The sequence below is a fragment of the Microcoleus sp. bin48.metabat.b7b8b9.023 genome (genome assembly GCF_013299185.1).
Taxonomy (GTDB): domain Bacteria; phylum Cyanobacteriota; class Cyanobacteriia; order Cyanobacteriales; family Microcoleaceae; genus Microcoleus.
The window spans coordinates 60,379-79,929 of sequence record NZ_JAAFKG010000001.1; the positions used below are offsets into that span (position 1 = coordinate 60,379).

General features: G+C 45.1%; 18 protein-coding genes. 11 read left to right on the forward strand and 7 right to left on the reverse strand.

Annotated features, from left to right (window positions below):
- The first annotated feature begins 201 nt into the window (after window positions 1-201).
- The 6 genes from ruvX (at window position 202) to proB (ending at window position 5,380) form a co-directional block, all read left to right on the forward strand.
- Window positions 202-663, forward strand: a complete 462-nt coding sequence (gene ruvX, locus QZW82_RS00310; protein WP_293142678.1) for a Holliday junction resolvase RuvX — start codon at window positions 202-204, stop codon at window positions 661-663.
- Between the two features lie 36 nt (window positions 664-699).
- Entirely contained in the window at window positions 700-942 is a 243-nt protein-coding gene (locus tag QZW82_RS00315) for a hypothetical protein (RefSeq protein ID WP_293142681.1), read from the forward strand.
- Between the two features lie 29 nt (window positions 943-971).
- Window positions 972-1,547: a DUF3727 domain-containing protein gene (locus QZW82_RS00320; RefSeq protein WP_293142684.1), complete on the forward strand. Its 576-nt coding sequence runs from the start codon at window positions 972-974 to the stop codon at window positions 1,545-1,547.
- A 358-nt stretch (window positions 1,548-1,905) separates the two neighbouring features.
- The gene (mltG, locus tag QZW82_RS00325; RefSeq protein WP_293143296.1) at window positions 1,906-3,030 is read left to right on the forward strand and encodes an endolytic transglycosylase MltG; all 1,125 of its coding nucleotides are present in this window, start codon (window positions 1,906-1,908) and stop codon (window positions 3,028-3,030) included.
- Between the two features lie 375 nt (window positions 3,031-3,405).
- A complete protein-coding gene (locus QZW82_RS00330) occupies window positions 3,406-3,927 on the forward strand; it encodes a YqeG family HAD IIIA-type phosphatase (RefSeq protein WP_293142687.1) in 522 nt (173 codons plus the stop codon).
- Window positions 3,928-4,270: 343 nt separating this feature from the next.
- Window positions 4,271-5,380: a glutamate 5-kinase gene (gene proB / locus QZW82_RS00335; protein WP_293142690.1), complete on the forward strand. Its 1,110-nt coding sequence runs from the start codon at window positions 4,271-4,273 to the stop codon at window positions 5,378-5,380.
- Window positions 5,381-5,665: 285 nt separating this feature from the next.
- Here the strand turns inward: proB and QZW82_RS00340 are convergent, their stop codons facing one another.
- Entirely contained in the window at window positions 5,666-6,421 is a 756-nt protein-coding gene (locus QZW82_RS00340; RefSeq protein WP_293142693.1) for a hypothetical protein, read from the reverse strand.
- 508 nt (window positions 6,422-6,929) lie between these two features.
- On the opposite strand from QZW82_RS00340, the gene ndk reads away from it, so the two are divergent.
- Window positions 6,930-7,379, forward strand: a complete 450-nt coding sequence (ndk, locus tag QZW82_RS00345) for a nucleoside-diphosphate kinase (RefSeq protein ID WP_293142696.1) — start codon at window positions 6,930-6,932, stop codon at window positions 7,377-7,379.
- Window positions 7,380-7,915: 536 nt separating this feature from the next.
- Here ndk and QZW82_RS00350 read toward each other — a convergent pair.
- Window positions 7,916-8,173 carry a hypothetical protein gene (locus QZW82_RS00350; protein ID WP_293142699.1) on the reverse strand — a complete coding sequence of 86 codons (258 nt, stop codon included), beginning with the start codon at window positions 8,171-8,173 and terminating at the stop codon, window positions 7,916-7,918.
- Between the two features lie 337 nt (window positions 8,174-8,510).
- Window positions 8,511-9,584, reverse strand: coding sequence for a radical SAM protein (locus tag QZW82_RS00355; RefSeq protein ID WP_293142702.1), 1,074 nt, complete (start codon window positions 9,582-9,584; stop codon window positions 8,511-8,513).
- Window positions 9,585-10,049: 465 nt separating this feature from the next.
- Between QZW82_RS00355 and QZW82_RS00360 the strand changes: the two genes are divergently transcribed.
- Window positions 10,050-10,844, forward strand: a complete 795-nt coding sequence (locus tag QZW82_RS00360) for an ABC transporter permease (protein WP_325315485.1) — start codon at window positions 10,050-10,052, stop codon at window positions 10,842-10,844.
- Here QZW82_RS00360 and QZW82_RS00365 read toward each other — a convergent pair.
- A complete protein-coding gene (locus QZW82_RS00365; RefSeq protein WP_293142705.1) occupies window positions 10,782-11,015 on the reverse strand; it encodes a hypothetical protein in 234 nt (77 codons plus the stop codon). The two genes, QZW82_RS00360 and QZW82_RS00365, sit on opposite strands and share 63 nt — an antisense overlap.
- A gap of 199 nt (window positions 11,016-11,214) precedes the next feature.
- Between QZW82_RS00365 and QZW82_RS00370 the strand changes: the two genes are divergently transcribed.
- Together QZW82_RS00370 and QZW82_RS00375 are read left to right on the forward strand one after the other, a co-directional pair.
- Window positions 11,215-12,078, forward strand: coding sequence for an aldo/keto reductase (locus tag QZW82_RS00370; RefSeq protein WP_293142707.1), 864 nt, complete (start codon window positions 11,215-11,217; stop codon window positions 12,076-12,078).
- Between the two features lie 170 nt (window positions 12,079-12,248).
- Complete coding sequence (locus QZW82_RS00375; protein WP_293142709.1) at window positions 12,249-12,929, forward strand: GIY-YIG nuclease family protein; 681 nt, start codon at window positions 12,249-12,251, stop codon at window positions 12,927-12,929.
- Between the two features lie 118 nt (window positions 12,930-13,047).
- On the opposite strand, the gene QZW82_RS00380 is transcribed toward QZW82_RS00375, so the two are convergent.
- Complete coding sequence (locus tag QZW82_RS00380) at window positions 13,048-13,893, reverse strand: DUF3598 family protein (protein ID WP_293142712.1); 846 nt, start codon at window positions 13,891-13,893, stop codon at window positions 13,048-13,050.
- A 94-nt stretch (window positions 13,894-13,987) separates the two neighbouring features.
- Between QZW82_RS00380 and QZW82_RS00385 the strand changes: the two genes are divergently transcribed.
- Complete coding sequence (locus tag QZW82_RS00385) at window positions 13,988-14,815, forward strand: SAM-dependent chlorinase/fluorinase (RefSeq protein WP_293142715.1); 828 nt, start codon at window positions 13,988-13,990, stop codon at window positions 14,813-14,815.
- Window positions 14,816-15,573: 758 nt separating this feature from the next.
- On the opposite strand, the gene QZW82_RS00390 is transcribed toward QZW82_RS00385, so the two are convergent.
- Window positions 15,574-16,479 (reverse strand): alpha/beta fold hydrolase, encoded by a 906-nt coding sequence (locus tag QZW82_RS00390; RefSeq protein ID WP_293142718.1) that lies wholly within the window; start codon window positions 16,477-16,479, stop codon window positions 15,574-15,576.
- Between the two features lie 243 nt (window positions 16,480-16,722).
- Entirely contained in the window at window positions 16,723-19,341 is a 2,619-nt protein-coding gene (gene leuS, locus QZW82_RS00395) for a leucine--tRNA ligase (RefSeq protein ID WP_293142721.1), read from the reverse strand.
- Between the last annotated feature and the right edge of the window lie 210 nt (window positions 19,342-19,551).

Genomic DNA, 19,551 nt, shown 5'->3' on the forward strand with positions numbered 1-19,551 from the left:
CATTTTGTAGTGAGACTTTATTCCTCTTATTTATGCGGACTAAAGTCCTCACTACAAACTCTAAAAACTTAACTTATTCTTCCCTTCTTCCTTCGTGTTCTTCGCGTCTTCGCGGTTCGTCAAAAAAAATATTCCGCTAAGAAAGCAGTAAATCTCAAATCTCAAATCTCAAATCTCAAATCTCAAATCTCAAATCGATTAATGTCCAACCAAAAATTATGGATTTCAGCCCTCGGATTAGATATCGGCAGCAAACGAGTCGGCATCGCCGGATGTGACGGCACTGGTTTAATCGCTACGGGGATTACTACTCTGGTACGATCGTCCTTCGATCGAGATGTAGCTTATCTCAGAGAACTCGTGTCCGAGCGAAGAGTGCAAATTTTGGTGGCTGGCCTGCCCTACTCCCTCAACGGAGAAGTGGGCACTCAAGCCCGAAAAGTCCAGAAATACGCCACTCGCATCGCCACCGCCTTAGAACTCCCCCTAGAATACGCCGACGAGCGCCTGACTTCTGTGGGTGCAGAGGAACTGATCCAAGCCCAAGGGATGTCCCCTTCGCGAAATAAGGGTTTGATCGATCGCAAAGCAGCGGCCCTGATTTTGCAGCAGTGGCTGGACGAGCGGAGGCAAAAGATCGGCGCAATTCCCAATCCCGATTAGGTGGTAACAGAGGCGTGATATCCTAGTTGTGCAAGTTTGCTACGCACACCTGTAAGCGTTGACACATGGGAGAAAAATCCCCAGAACCTCGGTACTGAAGCAGCACATAATTGTGATTTGCCCTCAGTGTCGCTCTGGACTCGGCTGAGATTTAAACGCTGCAATCCTCGCCTGTGGAAAATGCCGCGAGTCTCGCGGTTTAAGTTTGTGGACTGGCGATCGCCCGAAGAGGCCCAATATCGCCACGAAAATCCCCAATTGTCAAGCAAAGATTACTGAATTATTGACGGAAAATTAAGATACACGCGATGTCCTCATCCCCATACCGCAAAGAGAATGGTAATTCCCACGAAACGTCCGTCACCCTGACGGATGAATTTGGGCGATCGCTAACTTGCAACATAGAATATTCGATGAACCTAGAAGGTCAAGAATACGCCTTGCTGTTGCCGATCGACTCTCCTGTAGAAATTTTTACTTGGCACGGAGACGATACCGACGAAGCAGCAATTCCTGTAGAAGACGAGACCGAAATAGACACAATTTTTGAGACTGCTAAAGTTGTCCTGCAAGAGCAGAACTTGACACTCCGGCGCACGGCGGTGACACTGACTGTAGTTGGTGAATTGCCGGAATTTCCTGACGAGGATTTGGAGCCTAATGCCGATCCCGATGAGGAGTCAGAGTTCGAGGAACTAATGTGGTTGACCAGCTTCTATCACGAAGAACAGGAATATGCCATTTATACACCTCTAGACCCGTTTTTTATCTTGGCTCGAATGAATGATGACGGCAAGCCTGAATTGCTCTCGGAAGAAGAGTTCCAAAGGCTGGAACCGATGTTGCCGATGCTAGAAGATCAGTTCTTTGACGAGCTTGATTAGATATTAAGTGCAGTGGTGCAGGACTTGTTAAGTGCAAAGAAACTGGTTTAGAGTAGGGGCGGTGTCAAGAGTGCCCGCCCGCTTCGGGTTGATGACGTATGCTCGATCGACCTGCAATCTCTAATTGCAGAAGGCATGATGGCAAAAAGCAGAATATTTGACTATTTTAGACAAAAGTCAACTGCTCGGTCGATCGAACTTTTTTCCTGATTCCGCCTTCCTGTCAGCTCGGGCTATAGAATTGGGCAGCGTGAAGGGCATATTTTCAAGGGCTGGTATCCGTAACTTTTCGGTCATCAATCGCAAGTCATCAGTCATTAGTCGCTACTTAATCGCCGCTTATCGAGGACAACGGATTATGAGTAAAGAACAACTGACCAAAGGCAGCGCGCGCGAGGGCCAAAAAAAATCCCCGAAAGTCTCTAAATGGTTGTTTTATCTGGCGTTACTGCCTGCAATTTGGGGAGTTTGCGCTTGGCAGGGCTGGGCTTGGTGGAGCTGGGCTTCTGCCCCTCCTAAAACAGCCGCCGAGTCAACTTCCCCGTCCAAGGATGCTGCTGTTTCGATTCAAATCCCCCCCGGTACTTCCAGTCAAAAAATCGGGCAGGATTTGGAAGCGGCGGGCTTAATTCGATCGGCAGGAGCATGGAATATGTGGGCTCGCTGGCTGACTATGCAAAACCGCGACGGAGGTTTTAAAGCCGGAACTTACCAACTGTCACCGACTCAGCCTCTGAGTGCGGTTGCTGAAAAAATTTGGAAGGGTGAAGTCGTACAGCAGAGTTTCACGATTCCCGAAGGGTGGTCATTGCAACAAATGAGCACTTATTTTGAAGCCCAAGGTTTTTTTCCAGCTAAGGATTTTATGGCGGCGGCGAGTCAAGTTCCCTACGCTGATTACCCTTGGCTGCCCAGCGGCTTGCCTCATTTGGAAGGGTTTTTGTACCCGGATACTTATCAGCTAGACGGCGATGCAGTCAGCCCGCAAGCTGTGATCAAACAAATGCTCGGCCGTTTCGAGCGGATAGCTTTACCGGTCTTTCAAAAAAATCAGAACAATACTAAGCTGTCTTTGAAAGAGTGGGTGACGCTGGCGAGTATTGTGGAAAAAGAAGCTGTGGTTGCTTCCGAGCGCCATCGCATTGCTGGGGTGTTTACCAGCCGCTTGAATAAGGGCATGAAATTGGGTTCCGATCCGACGGTGGAATACGCTCTCGGCATCAGACAAACGAAGGAGAAACCTCTGACTTTTAAGCAGGTGGAAACGCCTTCTCCCTACAATACCTATATGAATGTAGGGTTGCCGCCAACTCCTATCGCAGCTCCGGGAATCGCAAGTCTGGAAGCGACTCTGGCTCCTGAAAATACAGAATACCTGTATTTTATGGCTCGATACGACGGCACTCACATTTTCAGCCGCACTCAGGCGGAACACGATGCTGCTGTGGCTCAAGTTGACCAGAAAGTGCGATCGGGTCAATAGATGGGCAAGGACTAATACATATAGCCTTTCGAGCTGCCCTATGAGGTACTCATGGGCATAGGGCATAGGGCATAGGGCATAGGGCATAGGGCAGCCTCCGTGGGCATACCTCACCACGCTTGAGAACCGCTAAAAGTAAAAAGTCAAAAGTTATATTGGATTCGGCTACATCGGAATTATACCGAGCGTTTGAAGGTTCTCAGGAGCAAGCGGGACAGCACTACACTCCGAAAATGCTGATTCGGATGCAAACGAAAACGATATTACAAAGCAAAAGCCATAATTATTGACTTTTTACTTTTGACTTTTTGAATGTTTAACTTCCCGCTTCTTATTTCTCAATCTAAAATCTAAAATCTAAAATCTAAAATCATTATGACTTGGGGAAAACTACTACAGCCAGACTTAGTTCTAGGCAATTCGATCGTAAATTTAACGGCTGATATTCTTGAGAAATATCAGATTAAAGGATTAGTGTTGGATGTGGATGAAACCCTCGTTCCCATTACAGCAATGAATGCTTCTGAGGAACTCAGCCTGTGGGTGGCAGAAATTAAACCCATAGTATCCCTGTGGTTGGCGAGCAATAATTTAAGTCAGACTCGGATCGGTCGAATTGCTGAGTCTTTGAATCTACCTTACATCACTGGTGCGGCTAAGCCGTCGCGCCGCAAGTTGCGAAAAGCGGTGACGGCGATGAATTTGCCGGTGGAACAGGTGGCGATGGTGGGCGATCGACTTTTTACTGATGTTTTGGCGGGAAATCGTTTGGGTATGTTTACTATTTTAGTTGAGCCAATGGTTGATGCTGGCTATGCGCTTCGCAAGTATCCGGTGCGTTCTTTTGAAGTTTGGGTGTCTCAAGCTTTGGGTGCTTCTCTTGATAGCAGAAATTAGTCATTGGTCATTGGTCATTAGTCATTGGTCAGAGTCATATCACGTCCGATCAATTACCATAACAAAAACGGTTTGTTCGTAGTGCGGACTTCAGTCCGCAACAAGTGAGCGGACTGAAGTCCGCACTACGAGCCTTACTTATTTGGGGTCAATCGAGGGGACATGATATGACTCCATCATCAAGCATACAAACTTTGTAAAGTCGGGGACGCTCGCGAGCTATGCAAAACAGAGAGGCTCTATATCAAAACTTGCATTCTTCACTACAAATCAATTAATTTGATTGCGGTCATCCGATCGCAGATAATATAACTAATAACTAATAACTAATAACTAATAACCGATGACTCAAACTATTGTTGTTAAAATAGGAACTTCGACACTTACTCGATCGACTACCGGGAACTTAGCTCTCTCAACTATTGCTACATTAGTCGAGATTTTGGCCGGTTTGCAGCAACAAGGCCATCGAGTAGTATTGGTTTCTTCCGGTGCGGTGGGAGTGGGCTGCGCGCGCTTGGGCTTGACGGAACGCCCGCGAAATATCGCTCTGAAACAGGCTGTGGCCGCCGTCGGACAAGGGCGGCTGATGCGCGTGTACGATGACTTGTTCACTACTCTACAACAGCCGATCGCCCAAGTATTGCTCACCAGAGGCGATTTAGTACAGCGCAACGGGTATGTTAATGCCTGCAATACGTTTCAGCAACTGCTCAAATTGGGCGTAATTCCGATCGTCAATGAGAACGATACAGTAGCGGTAGACGAGCTCAAATTTGGGGATAACGACACGCTTTCGGCGCTAGTAGCGAGTTTGGTAGAAGCAGATTGGTTGTTTGTACTCACGGATGTCGATCGACTGTATTCAGCAGATCCGCGCAGCAATCCCGACGCACAGCCGATCGCCCTAGTCGAAAGTATGGCACAACTCACAGCATTGGACGTACAAACAGGAGATTCCCGCAGCGGTTGGGGAACCGGCGGAATGGTGACAAAAATTGAAGCCGCCAGAATCGCCACAGCATCAGGAGTACGCACAGTCATCACCAACGGCTGCTTTCCTGGTAATATTGAGAAAATATTGAACGGCGAGGCGATCGGCACTCAATTCGAGCCGCAACCGCGCCCAGTCAACGCTAGAAAACACTGGATAGCCAACGTCTTAATTCCAGCCGGAAAACTGTATTTAGATGCGGGTGCTGTCAAGGCAATTTCCCACGGCGGAAAATCGCTGTTAGCTGCGGGAATTGCTCAAGTAGAAGGAGAATTTCAAGCTGATGATTCCGTGCAATTGTGCGACGGAGAAGGCAAACAAATTGCGAGGGGACTTGTGAATTATAGCAGCTTAGAGTTGAGACAAATCAAAGGGTGCAAATCAGATAAAATTGCTGAAATTTTAGGCTATGCAGGCGTAGAAACCGCAGTACACCGAGATAACTTAGTGATTGTTTAATTATTAATTACATAACCCGTAGGGTGCATCGCCATTCACAATCCCTAAAAAAATAGCGACAATCTCATAGCGACGCACCTACAAATATTGTTGCATGATTCTTGATATAGCGGTTATCAAAAAAGTGAGGTATGCCCACGGATGACTCTGCCCTATGTCCTATGCCCTATGCCCTATGCCCTATGCCCTATGCCCTATTCCCTATTCCCTATTCCCATGAGTACCTCATATGGGAACTCGAAAGGCTATATATGGTGTTAGTAGCAATAAATTGTAGAAATAATATTAACAAACGTCTAAACAGTCAACAGTGCGATCGAACGCAGAAATCGAGGATACTTGCAGCACAGTTTTGCAAGAATTTGTTGTGCTGTGTCCAAATAGCTCCTGCATCGCTTCTGTAAATAGTTCAAATACATTTTTTGCTAATTCTAAAGCTTCTTGGCGTTCCGCATCAGAAAGTTCTATCTCTGCTAAAACTTGCAACATCTCCGGTGTATTTAAAATGTGATGATTTTCCAAACCCACATAACTTCCTCCCAAATAAACATATTCTTTTTTATTGATTTTCTCTAATTCCATAATCACTGCTAGCGCCGCCTCACAAAAAACTGTCGCGGTTCCTTCCAAGGCTTCGGCTAACACCAGTTTCTGAATGGGAGAGGCTTTCCAAGCATAGCGTTCGAGCGCCGAACAGAGCGATCGAGTTTTTTTCGTTTCTTCACCCCAAAGCAGCCTGAAGTCGCCGTAACTCATTAATTTGTTGAAGCCCAATGTCTCTAGATGTTGCAGATACCCGTACCAGTAGTAGTTTTCTTTGTAAGTATATTTGTTAATCAGTTCCTGAACCTTGTTATTGCTGGAAGATTCTCGGAGGACGTACTTGTTTAAATCGCTCAAGCCCATAGCCAAAGGATCGAGTACAGGTGCAAAAATTAGTCGTTGATTCGGGTGAATGTGTTTATTAGCTAGAAATTCAAATAACGGCAATTTTGCAAACTCATCTTTTTTTTGTGCAATGAATGCCATAATTTCTTTCATAGCTTTTTCCTCGAAGTGGCTGTTATCAAGATAATCTCGATCCCTTCATTAATTATCTATGTTTGTGAGTCTAAGTAATTGTGTTTCTTGTCATACATATTTGTATTTAAGATCATATATTTAGCGTGTTTGCCGTCACAAAAAAAATGTGATTTGCATCATGTTATGTGAAATTACAAAATGTCATTGCGAACGTAAGGCATTGAAGTGAAGCAATCGCAGGGATCGGAGACTACTTTTCTCTGCTGTTGCAACCGTAGCCCAGATAAGTATTTAGACGGACACGATCTAAGTCAAAACTTAAGCAGAACCGATGAAAAATAGATCCTGCGATTAAAGACACAGATTTTGCGATCGCAAGGGGTAGCTGGCCGTGACAGAAATATCTAATTAATGCGTGAGTCCTGTAAGTCTACAAATAACAATTTGCTCTTCCCAGAATTGCCTTTAGGTGCATTGTGAGCTACTCTGTCTTTTGGATCGGTTAAGAAAACAATAGGAGTTAATCTTGGAACGGACTTTTTTAGCGATTAAGCCCGACGGCGTACAGCGCGGACTCGTCGGCGAAATTATCGGTCGTTTTGAAGCCAAAGGCTTTACCCTAGTTGGGATGAAGCTAATCACGGCGAGTCGCGAACTAGCCGAACAGCATTACGCCGTACACAAAGAAAGACCGTTTTTTGCGGGACTGGTAGACTTCATCACTTCCGGGCCGATGGTGGCGATGGTGTGGGAAGGGGACGGCGTTGTGGCGTCGGCGAGAAAAATGATTGGCGCGACAAATCCTCTGAATTCTGAACCGGGAACAATTCGCGGCGATTTGGCTGTGAATGTTGGCCGCAATATTATTCACGGTTCTGATGCTGTCGAGACTGCAAATCAGGAAATTAGTCTCTGGTTTAAACCTGAAGAATTAAGTGCTTGGACTCCTTGTTTGAGTCCTTGGACTGTGGAGTAGTTTTGATGTTCTCCCGATTGTTAATCGGGAGATATAGCCTTTCTCAGAAAGATGAGGTACTCATGGGAATGGGGCATAGGGCATGGGGCATAGGGCATAAGACTAGCGGGCATACCTCACTTTTTTGAGAAAGGCTATATTCTTATTTTTAATAATAATCAAGTCGCATTTATATAATTTTTTTTGACCACCCAAATCCCAGAAACCGGGTTTCTTCCCTTATCTCTCGTACTCCATCAAAAATTGTCGCAGAAACCCGGTTTCTCGCCACCCAGCCAGAGAATTAAACTACCTAAATCCCAGAAACCGGGTTTCTTCCCCGAGCTCTCGTACTTCACCGAAAATTGTCGCAGAAACCCGGTTTCTCGCCACCCAGCCAGAGAATTAAACTACCTAAATCCCAGAAACCGGGTTTCTTCCCCGAGCTCTCGTATTTCACCGAAAATTGTCGCAGAAACCCGGTTTCTCGCCACCCAGCCAGAGAATTAAACTACCTAAATCCCAGAAACCGGGTTTCTTCCCCGAGCTCTCGTATTTCACCGAAAATTGTCGCAGAAACCCGGTTTCTCGCCACCCAGCCAGAGAATTAAACTACCTAAATCCCAGAAACCGGGTTTCTTCCCCGAGCTCTCGTATTTCACCGAAAATTGTCGCAGAAACCCGGTTTCTCGCCACCCAACGAGAGAATTCAACGCATCCAAATCCCAGAAACCGGGTTGATTCCCCGAGCTCTCGTACTTCACCGAAAATTGTCGCAGAAACCCGGTTTCTCGCCACCCAGCGAGAGAATTCAACGCATCCAAATCCCAGAAACCATGTTTCTTCCCTTATTTCTCGTACTCCACCGAAAATTGTCCCAGAAACCCGGTTTCTCGCCACGCAGCGAGAGAATTAAACTTACCCAATCTCAGAAAACTATGTAAAAATGGTAGAAAAGGGTGCGTGACAATTCATAGTCCCTGGTATGTATCAGGATTTTTCGCGGTCACACACACTACAACTATAACTCTTTAAAAAATTGAGGACTAAAGTCCTTACTACAAACCTCAATACAATTCATCAAACAAAAAACCGGGTTTTTTACCAAAACCCGGCTACCATGAACACCAGCAATTTTAACACTCTCAAACCTCAATTCTTCAATAACTTCATGCCCATTTTCACCTTGTCAAAAATCGTCTTTTGCGACACACAAGTAATCAGACACAACTTGCCACAATTCAAAGTATCGCGGCGGACTTCCTGAGCTTTTTCGCCGTACCAAATCTCGCGAGCACTGGCTTCTTTCACATTGCCAATCACCGGATATTCATCGCACAATTTTACATCGCCGCGCGTATCAATCCAGTAATTGCGGAGTCCAACACGACAAGGCCGAGTCGAATCAGGAGCTTTTTGTTCCTGGAAGTGAGGAACCATCAAACGCAATACTTCATCGCTGTTCATAATTGGTGCGCCGTTTTTCTTCATATCTATTAAGCGCTCAATTACCTGTGAAAATTCTTCCCTGTCTTCTTCTTCTACCCACAATTCCGAATAGGTTTCTGGTGTCCAGCGGTTGACTGGTTGGAAGTTCACCGTCGTGGCTCCAATTCCTTTCGCCCACGTTACAATTTCCTCTAGGTGGCGGAAGTTGAGCCGATTGATAGTTGGTTTGACGTTGATTGGAAACAGGACGTTTTGTTTTTCTTGTTCTTCCCGCAGATAACCGATTCCTTTGGAAAGTCTGTCAAACAATCCGGGTTGACCGCGCAAATAATCGTGCAATTCTGCGTTCGGCCCGTCAACGGACATATTCACATTAAAAGGACGCGCCGCTACAGTTTTCGCTGCATTTTCCCGAGTCATGCAGTAGCCGTTTGTGGTGACACCGGCGTGGATGCCATTTTTGTTGGCAAATGTTAGCAAGTCTAGAAAACCTTTCTTAATATAAGGTTCGCCACCGCTAAAGTTGATGGAAAATTCGCCGATAAATTCTTTGACACTCAACAGGGCATTTTGCCAATCTTCGATGGTCATTTCGTCTTTATATTCTTTGAGGCGCCAATACTCGCATTGACGGCATTTCACGTTGCAGTGCTCGTTGACAATCCCGTAAAAAGTAACTGGGGTTGTCATGTCTACCCCTGTATTGATCCGCAGCGATTCGGCTACTGCACTCTTGGTGTGTTTGACGCCCAGTCTGGATAAAGTTAAAGCATCCATGTTTTTGTTTCCTTAGGTGTTGTTACTTAAGTCAATGTTATGAAATCGAGCTTGGTAAGTATGGTTACGTATTCCTCGTTACCTATTTCTTTTGAGTACGTACTTTTGAATACGTATGCACCATCCTAATCGTCTCTTTTGGATATAGGTAGATGATTTTAAAAAATTTATAATATGAAGCATTGTAACATATTAGTATTTCAAATGTATCAAGTGATTATTTGTGTTTAAAGATGAATTCTGCTTAATAAGTGGCAGAAAGTATCAGCCTGAAATTGACTTAAATTAATAAATTGTAAATTTTACTGAAGATTTGTTAAATAACTTAATAATTATTCTCAGTGAAATTACTTAAGTATGCAGTACCAATAACTTAAAGTTATAATGAAGTGTGTGGGCCATAAAGCATTTAACTTCACACAACCTTTAAAATATGAAGGAATTTAAGTATTTCAACGGCAAAAAATGGCGATAAACATGGGACGATATTTGCACGTACTGAAATTGTTCTGGGGTGCAGCGATCGCAGCGGAGCTCGAATACCGGATCAACTTTGTCCTCGCAACCCTCAGCAGCCTCGGAAACCTTGCTGGTAGTTGGTTTGGCCTGTCGCTGTTTTACCGTACTGGCTACAGCTTTTCTGGCTATTCGTGGGAAGAAGCTTTAGTTGTACTCGGCATTTTTACGGTTTTGCAGGGGTTTTCGTCAACTTTTCTGGCGCCCAACCTCAGCCGTATTGTCGATCGAGTCCAGCAAGGTACTCTCGATTTTGTCCTCCTCAAACCCATCAGTTCGCAATTCTGGCTATCTGCAAACACTGTTTCTCCTTGGGGAATCCCGGATTTAATCTTCGGCACTGTATTGCTGCTGTATGCTGCTAATAAATTGGGAGTAGGAATAGGCAACTATTTTTTAACAGCAATACCGCTGTTATTCGGAACAATTACTCTTTACAGTATCTGGTTTATGTTAGGTGCAACCAGCATTTGGTTTGTCAAGATTTACAATGTTACCGAAGTCCTGAGAGGATTGTTAGAAGCGGGTAGATTTCCGATGGCAGCTTATCCCGCAGCTTATCGATTTTTCTTTACCTTTGTAGTTCCCGTTGCCTTCTTGACTACTGTGCCGGCAGAAGCCATGCTGGGCAGAGGTGACATGGTTTGGATCGCAGGGGCGGGAATTTTGGCGATCGGGCTTTTATTTTTCTCCCGGTACTTCTGGCAATTTGCACTCCGCTTTTACACCAGCGCTTCGAGTTAATTCATTCAGTTGACAGTTGACAGTTGACAGTTGACAGTTGACAGTTGACGGTTGACAGTTGACAGTTGACAGTTGACAGTTGACGGTTGACAGCATTTGAGAAAGAAGGAAAAGGATTTGAGTAATGAATCGTCTTTTTTTGATTTCTTCCGATCGCGGTTTCGGCTTCAAACCAATTATTTTTGGTAAAAAACGAGAGAAGGTTTGACCAGTCGGGAATTATACATGAAAATCTACATTTTGAATGCAGTACAGCCGACGGATAAATATTTTTTTTCCCTATCTAGTTATATTCTAAAAAAAACAGTAAAATTTCTACATATCCTTAAAATCTAAACTCTCAATCAACCACACAAACGAGGGCCAACGAATGAAAAGAAAAAAACTGGGCAACAGTAATTTTAATATCAGTGCGATCGGTCTGGGTGGTATGCCGATGTCGTTAAGCGGCCGGCCGCCAGAAGCGCAAGCAATTGAAGTAATTCACCGTGCCCTCGATTTGGGCGTTAGTCTGATTGACACCGCAGATTCTTATTGCCAAGATGAATCTGACAAACACCACAACGAGCATTTGATTGCCAAAGCTTTGCAAGAGTATACGGGAGATATTCGGGCCGTTACTGTGGCAACGAAAGGTGGCTTGATGCGCCCTCAAGGTGCCTGGACGCGCAACGGTAATCCCCACCATTTACGGCAGGCAATTCGCGAAAGTTTTGAGGCTTTGGGAGCTCAAAAGCCGATCGACCTTTGGCAGTACCACTCGCCCGATCCAGCCTATACAATCGAAGCAGCCCTAGCACCCGCAAAAGAAGCAGTAGAAGCAGGAATGGTTCGATTTATCGGAGTTTCCAACTTTTCTGTAGAGCAGATCAAACGCGCCCGCGATACAGTAGAAATTGTCTCGGTGCAGAATCAGTACAATCCGTGGCACAGACAGCCGGAATCCGACGGCGTACTGGAATATTGCGAAGCCGAAAAACTGACATTTTTCCCCTGGAGTCCTTTGGGGGGAAGCCGTCGGGCCACTAGCTTGCAAGATATGCCTGCGATCGCCAAATTAGCTGCCGAAAAAAACGTTTCAGTTTACTGTATAGTATTAGCTTGGTTGATGGCAAAATCGCCCTGTGTCGTTCCGATTCCCGGCGCCACAAAATTATCGAGCATTGAGGACTCTGTAAAGGCGATCGAAGTTAAATTGACTGACGATGAATTGCTACAAATTGCAGCAAGTTAGAAACTCCACTGATAAGCTGTTACGCATTTAAGTTGCATATTTGGGGTGATGCTCTGAGCATCGCCCCACAATACTTTGATGATTTCTTGATATACAATTTGAATGCAGAGTAGCTTATAATACGACAGATTTAATTAGTAAAATTACCCCTTTGTGAGAAATTGAGTTTTATGGAAGCCAATCAAGTGAATGCCGATCGAGACGTAGCAATTGAACATCAAAATGTACCTGTCGCCCATGAAGGACTGCACAACTTTTTATACAGTTCAGACTCAGAACACAGCGCATCTACTGCTATTTCTGAATTAGAAAATGACGGTACGCAAGTAATGTCGATGGATACTTGGCGCGCTCTAGCAAGTAATGCGAAAGTTGCCGGTGTTTACGCTGTTACGGACTGTTCTGGCAACACTCAATATGTAGGTTATTCGCGAAACATTCTGCTTTCAATCAACGGTCACATTGCCCAAAACGGCGCGGAAAATTGTGCTTTTGTGCGGGTGCAAACTTTTAAATTCCCAAAACGGGAAGAAATGGAAAGTTTGCGGGATGCTTGGATTGCAGAAATCGGCAGTATTCCGCCTGGAAACGGCGCCCAGAGCGAGATGTGGGCGAGTACGGTAGGTCAAGCAGCGCGATCGGCAATGTCGGCTGCGGAGCAACAAGCTTATGAGGAAAAGAAGCTAAAATTGCGGAAAGCAATGGCAGATTCTACTCTTAGCAAAGAGTTGGAAACAGCAGCTAAAAGTGATGGGGAAGGACACAAGCATCTGGAAGCTGTGGTTAATAATGATGATGATTGGAGTGCGGTGATTCAATCGCAAACTCAAGAAACAAAGGTCGGCGAATAACCTTCGCTTTTGTTCACAATAAAATAATCAAAAAGGTTTGTAGTGAGGACTTTAGTCCTCTGATTAAAGATGCGGACTAAAGTCCTCACTACAAACGTAGTTTAGTGGTACGAGTTGACTAATGACTAATTTTGCGTTCAGTAACTAAAGTCAAACTTACCCATTCACCCTTGTCATTGTAACTGCGAATCATCCGAAATCGCAAGTCAGGTTCTACCAACCAACCGGCCTCAAAAAATATAGGTTTTCTGGATTCAATTTTCACCGGACAAGTGCAAGAACCTCCATCGGGAAGCAGCAAAACTTGCACGGGCGTTGCACCTTCGTTAAAATTAATCGCAGAACCATCTATGCTGCCGCTAGAACTGATAACATTAGGATTGCTGCCAAAAATGATTTTCTGTACTATGCGATCGCCATTTTGCAAATCCAATTGCAGTTTGGTAGAATAGCGATCGGGTGAACGCCAGTCTGGATAAATCGTCACGGCCTCGCCCTCCCATTGTCCCAGCAAATCGCCAACAGTTAAAGGCGGACGTTCGGGGATATTTTTATCTAGCTGCTTTTCCCGAATTAAGGTAAGTTGGGATAAATTGCCGTCGGTATTGTAGAGTTGAACAAAGCGCAACCGGCGATAATTGTAGATAAAACCAAACTCGGCACCAGATTCAGAATAAGGGGATAGTTGAATAGTTCCCTGACAAAAATTTCCATTCTCAAAAAACAGGATATCTCGTCCCAAACTCTGATATTCTCGAACAAGTTCGCTGACTTCTGGTTCGCCACCGCTGGGATTTGGGGAGAAACGCCGCAGTTTTAACCGCACAGTTTTGTTATCGTTGAGTCCTTCTAGAGAGATAATGCTGGGAGTATCTTTAAGTACCTCTCCCCGCGTTGATAGCTGAGTGAAGGAACCTTGCCATTCTCCTAAGTTTTGCAGAAAGTTTTCCCATTGCGAACCCATACTTTTACCTCTGGATATATACCAACTTTATAAACGGTTTTATTCTTGTACTATCTAACTGTGAACTGTCAACTGTTAACTGTCAACTACTTATATGTCTAAAAATAGAATTATAACTCTGCTGACGGATTTTGGATTGAGCGATGTTTATGTGGGAGTGATGAAAGGTACGATCGCCCAAATCAACCCGCAGTTAAAAGTAATTGACATTACGCACCAAATACCCTCCCAAAATATTGCGGCGGCCAGGTTTTGTTTGATGACTGCTTTTGCTTATTTTCCAGCGGAAACGGTACACGTTGCTGTCGTCGATCCGGGTGTGGGTAGCAAGAGACGCGCGATCGCGATTCAATGCGCTAATTGCTTCCTTGTCGGGCCGGATAACGGGCTATTTAGCGGGGTGTTGAGTCGCGAAAGTGCGTTAGCGAAGCCCTCGAAGAGGATCGCATCTGTGGAGCTCACCAATCCGCAATATTGGCGTACACCGGAGCCCAGCAGCACGTTTCACGGTCGCGATATTTTTGCAGCAGCGGGCGCTCATTTGGCGAATGGAGTGCCGCTGGAAGAGTTGGGAAGGGCGGTACACCCTGCAAGTTTAGTGCAGCTAGAGATACCAAATTTCGCCGTTACAGCCACAGGTGCGGTAGGTTGCGTTCAATATGTCGATCGCTTCGGCAATCTAATTACCAATATCCCCAATAATTCCATTATAGGTAACAATTGGTCAGCCATAATTAGCAATAGTTCTGATACAATTCACATAGCCAGCGGTAAGACCTACAGCGATAGCAAGCCAGGTGATTTAATAGCCATAATTGGTTCTGACGGTTGGCTAGAAATTGCCGTTAACGGCGGCAGCGCTCAATCCGTTTTGCAACTACAAGTTGGAGATAAAATAGAAATAATATTATCAGGTTCGTAGTGAGGACTTTAGTCCGCATCAAATTCAGGTTCGTAGTGAGGACTTTAGTCCGCATCAAATGAGAGAGGACTCGCAGGTTCGTAGTGAGGACTTTAGTCCGCATCAAATGAGAGAGGACTCGCAGGTTCGTAGTGAGGACTTTAGTCCGCATCAAATGAGAGAGGACTCGCAGGTTCGTAGTGAGGACTTTAGTCCGCATCAAAGCAGAGAGGACTAAAGTCCTTACTACGAACCTATTTATTCATCTTAATTTTAGATTTTTCGGCAAAGTCAACAATAGTTTTATGGTATTCGCTGTCCGCATCAAAGCAGAGAGGACTAAAGTCCTTACTACGAACCTATTTATTCATCTTAATTTTAGATTTTTCGGCAAAGTCAACAATAGTTTTATGGTATTCGCTGTCCGCATCAAAGCAGAGAGGACTAAAGTCCTTACTACGAACCTATTTATTCATCTTAATTTTAGATTTTTCGGCAAAGTCAACAATAGTTTTATGGTATTCGCTGTCCGCATCAAAGCAGAGAGGACTAAAGTCCTTACTACGAACCTATTTATTCATCTTAATTTTAGATTTTTCGGCAAAGTCAACAATAGTTTTATGGTATTCGCTGTCCGCATCAAAGCAGAGAGGACTAAAGTCCTTACTACGAACCTATTTATTCATCTTAATTTTAGATTTTTCGGCAAAGTCAACAATAGTTTTATGGTATTCGCTGTCCGCATCAAAGCAGAGAGGACTAAAGTCCTTACTACGAACCTATTTATTCATCTTAATTTTAGATTTTTCGGCAAAATCAACAAGAGTTTGGCGGTATTCGCTGCTGTTAAAAAAAGCATCTCCATTATTATGCTTAGCATTAGGAACCAGCAAAATTTGCTTGGGTTCACCAGCAGCAGCATACAACTTTTCACTCATCGCCGCCGGAATCAAAGGATCGGCACTTCCGTGGGCGAACAAAACCGGAATTTTGAGCAACTTAACTTTATTCAAAGAATCAAACTTTTGTGTCAGCAGCAGCCGCACCGGAAACAGCCGCATCAAACTTTGGCGTTGTACCATATCCAGCATGGAAGTGAACGAACTTTGAACAATTAAGCCCGCCACTTTAGGGTGTGCAACTGCTAATTCTATAGCAACAGCACCTCCGAGTGAATGACCGTACAAAAAGATTTCGCTAGGCGACAATTGCCGCTGTTTGACTAAATAATTATAAGCTGTTTCCGCATCTTCATACACCCGAGCTTCGCTGGGAAAACTGCCTTGACTGCGCCCGTATCCGCGATAATCGATCAGCAATACGGAAAAACCCAATTGCCGAAACTGGTAAGATTGATTGATATTCGTACCGATGTTAAAACCCTTGCCGTGCAGGTACAATAGGGTTCCTAGCGGCTGTGGATTGGCGGTTGGCAGCCACCAACCGTGAATCTTGTCTGTTTTGTCCGTTTTGGGCGATCGCCCGTTAACTGGCAACCAAACGTCTTCGTAGGGGATGTTGAAAGCATCGGGTGTTTTGGCGATCGCGCGTGTGGGACTAAAAATGAGACGAGTTTGCAGGATAAACAAGATTATGCAACAGACGATGTAGGCGATCGACCAAAATTTAACCAAAAATAATACCCATTTATGAAAATATCTGTATTTCTTTGGTAATTTGCCCATGGCGGTACAATTAGCGATCGGTGATTTAACAGTATTAAAAACAACTATTATCTCCCTTAAAGCACCCCAATATCGGTTCGTAGTGAGGACTTCAGTCCGCGCGCAAGAAGGACTAAAGTCCTCACTACGAACGGCGCAAGAAGGACTAAAGTCCTCACTACGAACGGCGCAAGAAGGACTAAAGTCCTCACTACGAACTATTTAATGCACCCGGTTTATCGCAAGAAACCGGGTTTCTCATCCTTATCCAGCTACAACGAAATTAACCAACTTTCCAGGAACCACAATCACCTTTTTAATCTCCTTACCCTCCAGGTGGCGCTTCGCCAAATCAGACTCGCGGGCGTAATTTTCCAAAGCAGCTTTATCAGCACCAGAAGGCACTTGAATAGTGCCGCGCGTCTTACCCATAACTTGAATTACCAGCGTAATTTCATCAGTAACTAAAGCAGATGGATCTGCAACAGGCCAAGTTTGCAAGTGTACAGATTCGCTGTTGCCAATCAAATGCCACAATTCATCAGCAATGTGCGGCGAAAAAGGCGCTAACAGCAAAATCAAAGTATTAATTCCCTCTGCATAAACGGGCGAATCCTTACATTTAGCATCAGCCAGCGCATTGTTCAACTTCATCATTTCGGAAACAGCAGTATTAAACTGATACTCGCCCTCCAAATCTTCTCGAACTTCCTTAATTGCAGTGTGAATAGCCCGCCGCAAATCCTTCTCTATTTTGCTCAAATTATCTTTCTCCCCCCCTTGTAGGGGTGGTGCCCCGATGCCCGCCCTGGCTGGCGAGAAATTATCTTTCTCCCCCCCTTGGCAAGGGGGGGCTGGGGGGGGTGCAGCAAACTCTGTCACCACGCGCCAAACGCGATTTAAAAAGCGGAATTGCCCTTCCACATCAGCGTCATCCCACTCCAAATCCTTCTCCGGCGGCGCCTTGAACAAAATAAACATCCGCGCCGTATCAACCCCATATTTCCCCATAACTTCCAAGGGGTCAACACCGTTGTATTTAGATTTGGACATCTTCTCATAGAAGACTTCCAAAGCTTCCCCAGTTTGCGGATCTTTAGGATTTTCCGAGTCTACATCTGATGCGGCAACATATTTGCCAGTCACAGGATTTTTGTAGGCTTTTGCTTGCACCATGCCTTGAGTTAACAAGCGCTTAAATGGTTCATCGCAATCGATCAAACCCCGATCGCGCAAAACCTTAGTAAAGAAGCGAGAATACAGTAAATGCAGGATGGCGTGCTCGATGCCACCGACATATTGGTCAACAGGCATCCAATCATTCGTTTTCGCCGAATCAAAGACTTGCTCTTGATTTTGAGCATCGGGATAGCGCAAAAAATACCACGATGAATCCATAAAAGTATCCATCGTATCCGTTTCGCGCTGCGCCGGAGTGCCGCAACTCGGACAAGGAACGTTTACCCATTCCGGCATCTTTGCTAACGGCGAACCTTTGCCAGTAAATTGTACATTTTCCGGCAACAATACTGGTAAATCCGATTGAGGGACGGGGACTGTTCCGCATTTAGGACAGTGAATTACCGGAATCGGAGCGCCCCAATAACGCTGACGAGAAATTAGCCAATCTCTCAAGCGATATTGCACTCGCGCTTTGCCACAACCCGAATTTACGGCAGCTTGAATAATTGCGGCTTTGCCTTTAACTGAATCCATCCCGTTGAAGCTTTGGGAATTAATCATAATTCCTGGTTCCGTGTAAGCTTCTGTCAGCGGAAGTTCATCATCATCCACAATTACTACTTTAATAGGTAGTTCATATTGCTTGGCAAACTTGAAATCTCGCGTGTCGTGGGCAGGTACTCCCATGACTGCGCCGGTGCCGTATTCGTACAGCACGTAATCCGCAATCCAAATCGGGATTTCTTCATCGTTGAAAGGGTTGATTACTTTGCCACCTGTGGGGATACCGCGCTTCGGTTTGTCATCAGCCGTGCGATCCATTTCGCTTTGCAATGCAACTTCTTTGATGAAGGTGTCAACAGCAGCTTTTTGGTCTGCCGTAGTCACGCGCTGAGTTAACGGATGTTCCGGTGCTAAAACAACGTAACTAACGCCATAAATTGTATCGGGGCGAGTGGTAAAAACGGCGACTTTTTCATCCATGCCGACAATGGGAAATTCTAAGTAAGCGCCGACTGATTTACCAATCCAGTTGGCTTGCATTAATTTGACTCTTTCGGGCCAATCTGGCAATTTATCTAAGTCGTTTAATAACTGTTCGGCGTAATCGGTAATTTTGAGGAACCACTGCCGCAATAATTTGCGCTCGACTTTGGCACCGGAACGCCAGGAACGACCCTCGTTGTCTACTTGTTCGTTGGCTAAGACAGTTTGGTCGATCGGATCCCAGTTAACTGCGGCTTCTTTCTGATATGCTAATCCTGCTTCTAAAAATTGCAAAAACAGCCACTGAGTCCACCGATAATAATCGGGAGAACAGGTTGTAACTTCTTTTGTCCAGTCGAAAGAAATACCCAGGCGGCGAAATAAGCCTTTCATCTGGGAAATATTTTGATAAGTCCATTGTGCGGGGGGAATTCCGCGCTCGATGGCCGCATTTTCTGCCGGCAAACCAAAAGCGTCCCATCCCATGGGATTGAGTACGCGATAGCCTTGCATCCGCTTGAGTCTGGCAATTACATCGATGATTGTGTAGTTGCGGACATGGCCCATGTGCAAGCTTCCCGACGGGTAGGGGAACATGGATAAAGCATAAAATTTAGGCTTTTCGGTATCTTCCGGCATTTGGTCTAAGTTTTGCTCAGCCCATGTCTGTTGCCATTTTTCTTCTATGGATTGGGGGTTGTATCTGGAGTCCACAGCAATTGCTCCGTGCAGAGTTTAATAAAGTTGGCTTCAGTATTTTTGCACATTCATGGGGCCGCGATTAGGATTCTTTTGCACCCCCAAGGATTTTGGCTCTAATATCTGTATTATATATTGTAGTATAGGAATTTTGACTTGGGGGCGATTTCTAGGTTAAAAGCATCAGACTTATGTGCGGGCGGTCAGAAACCGGGTTTTTACGAG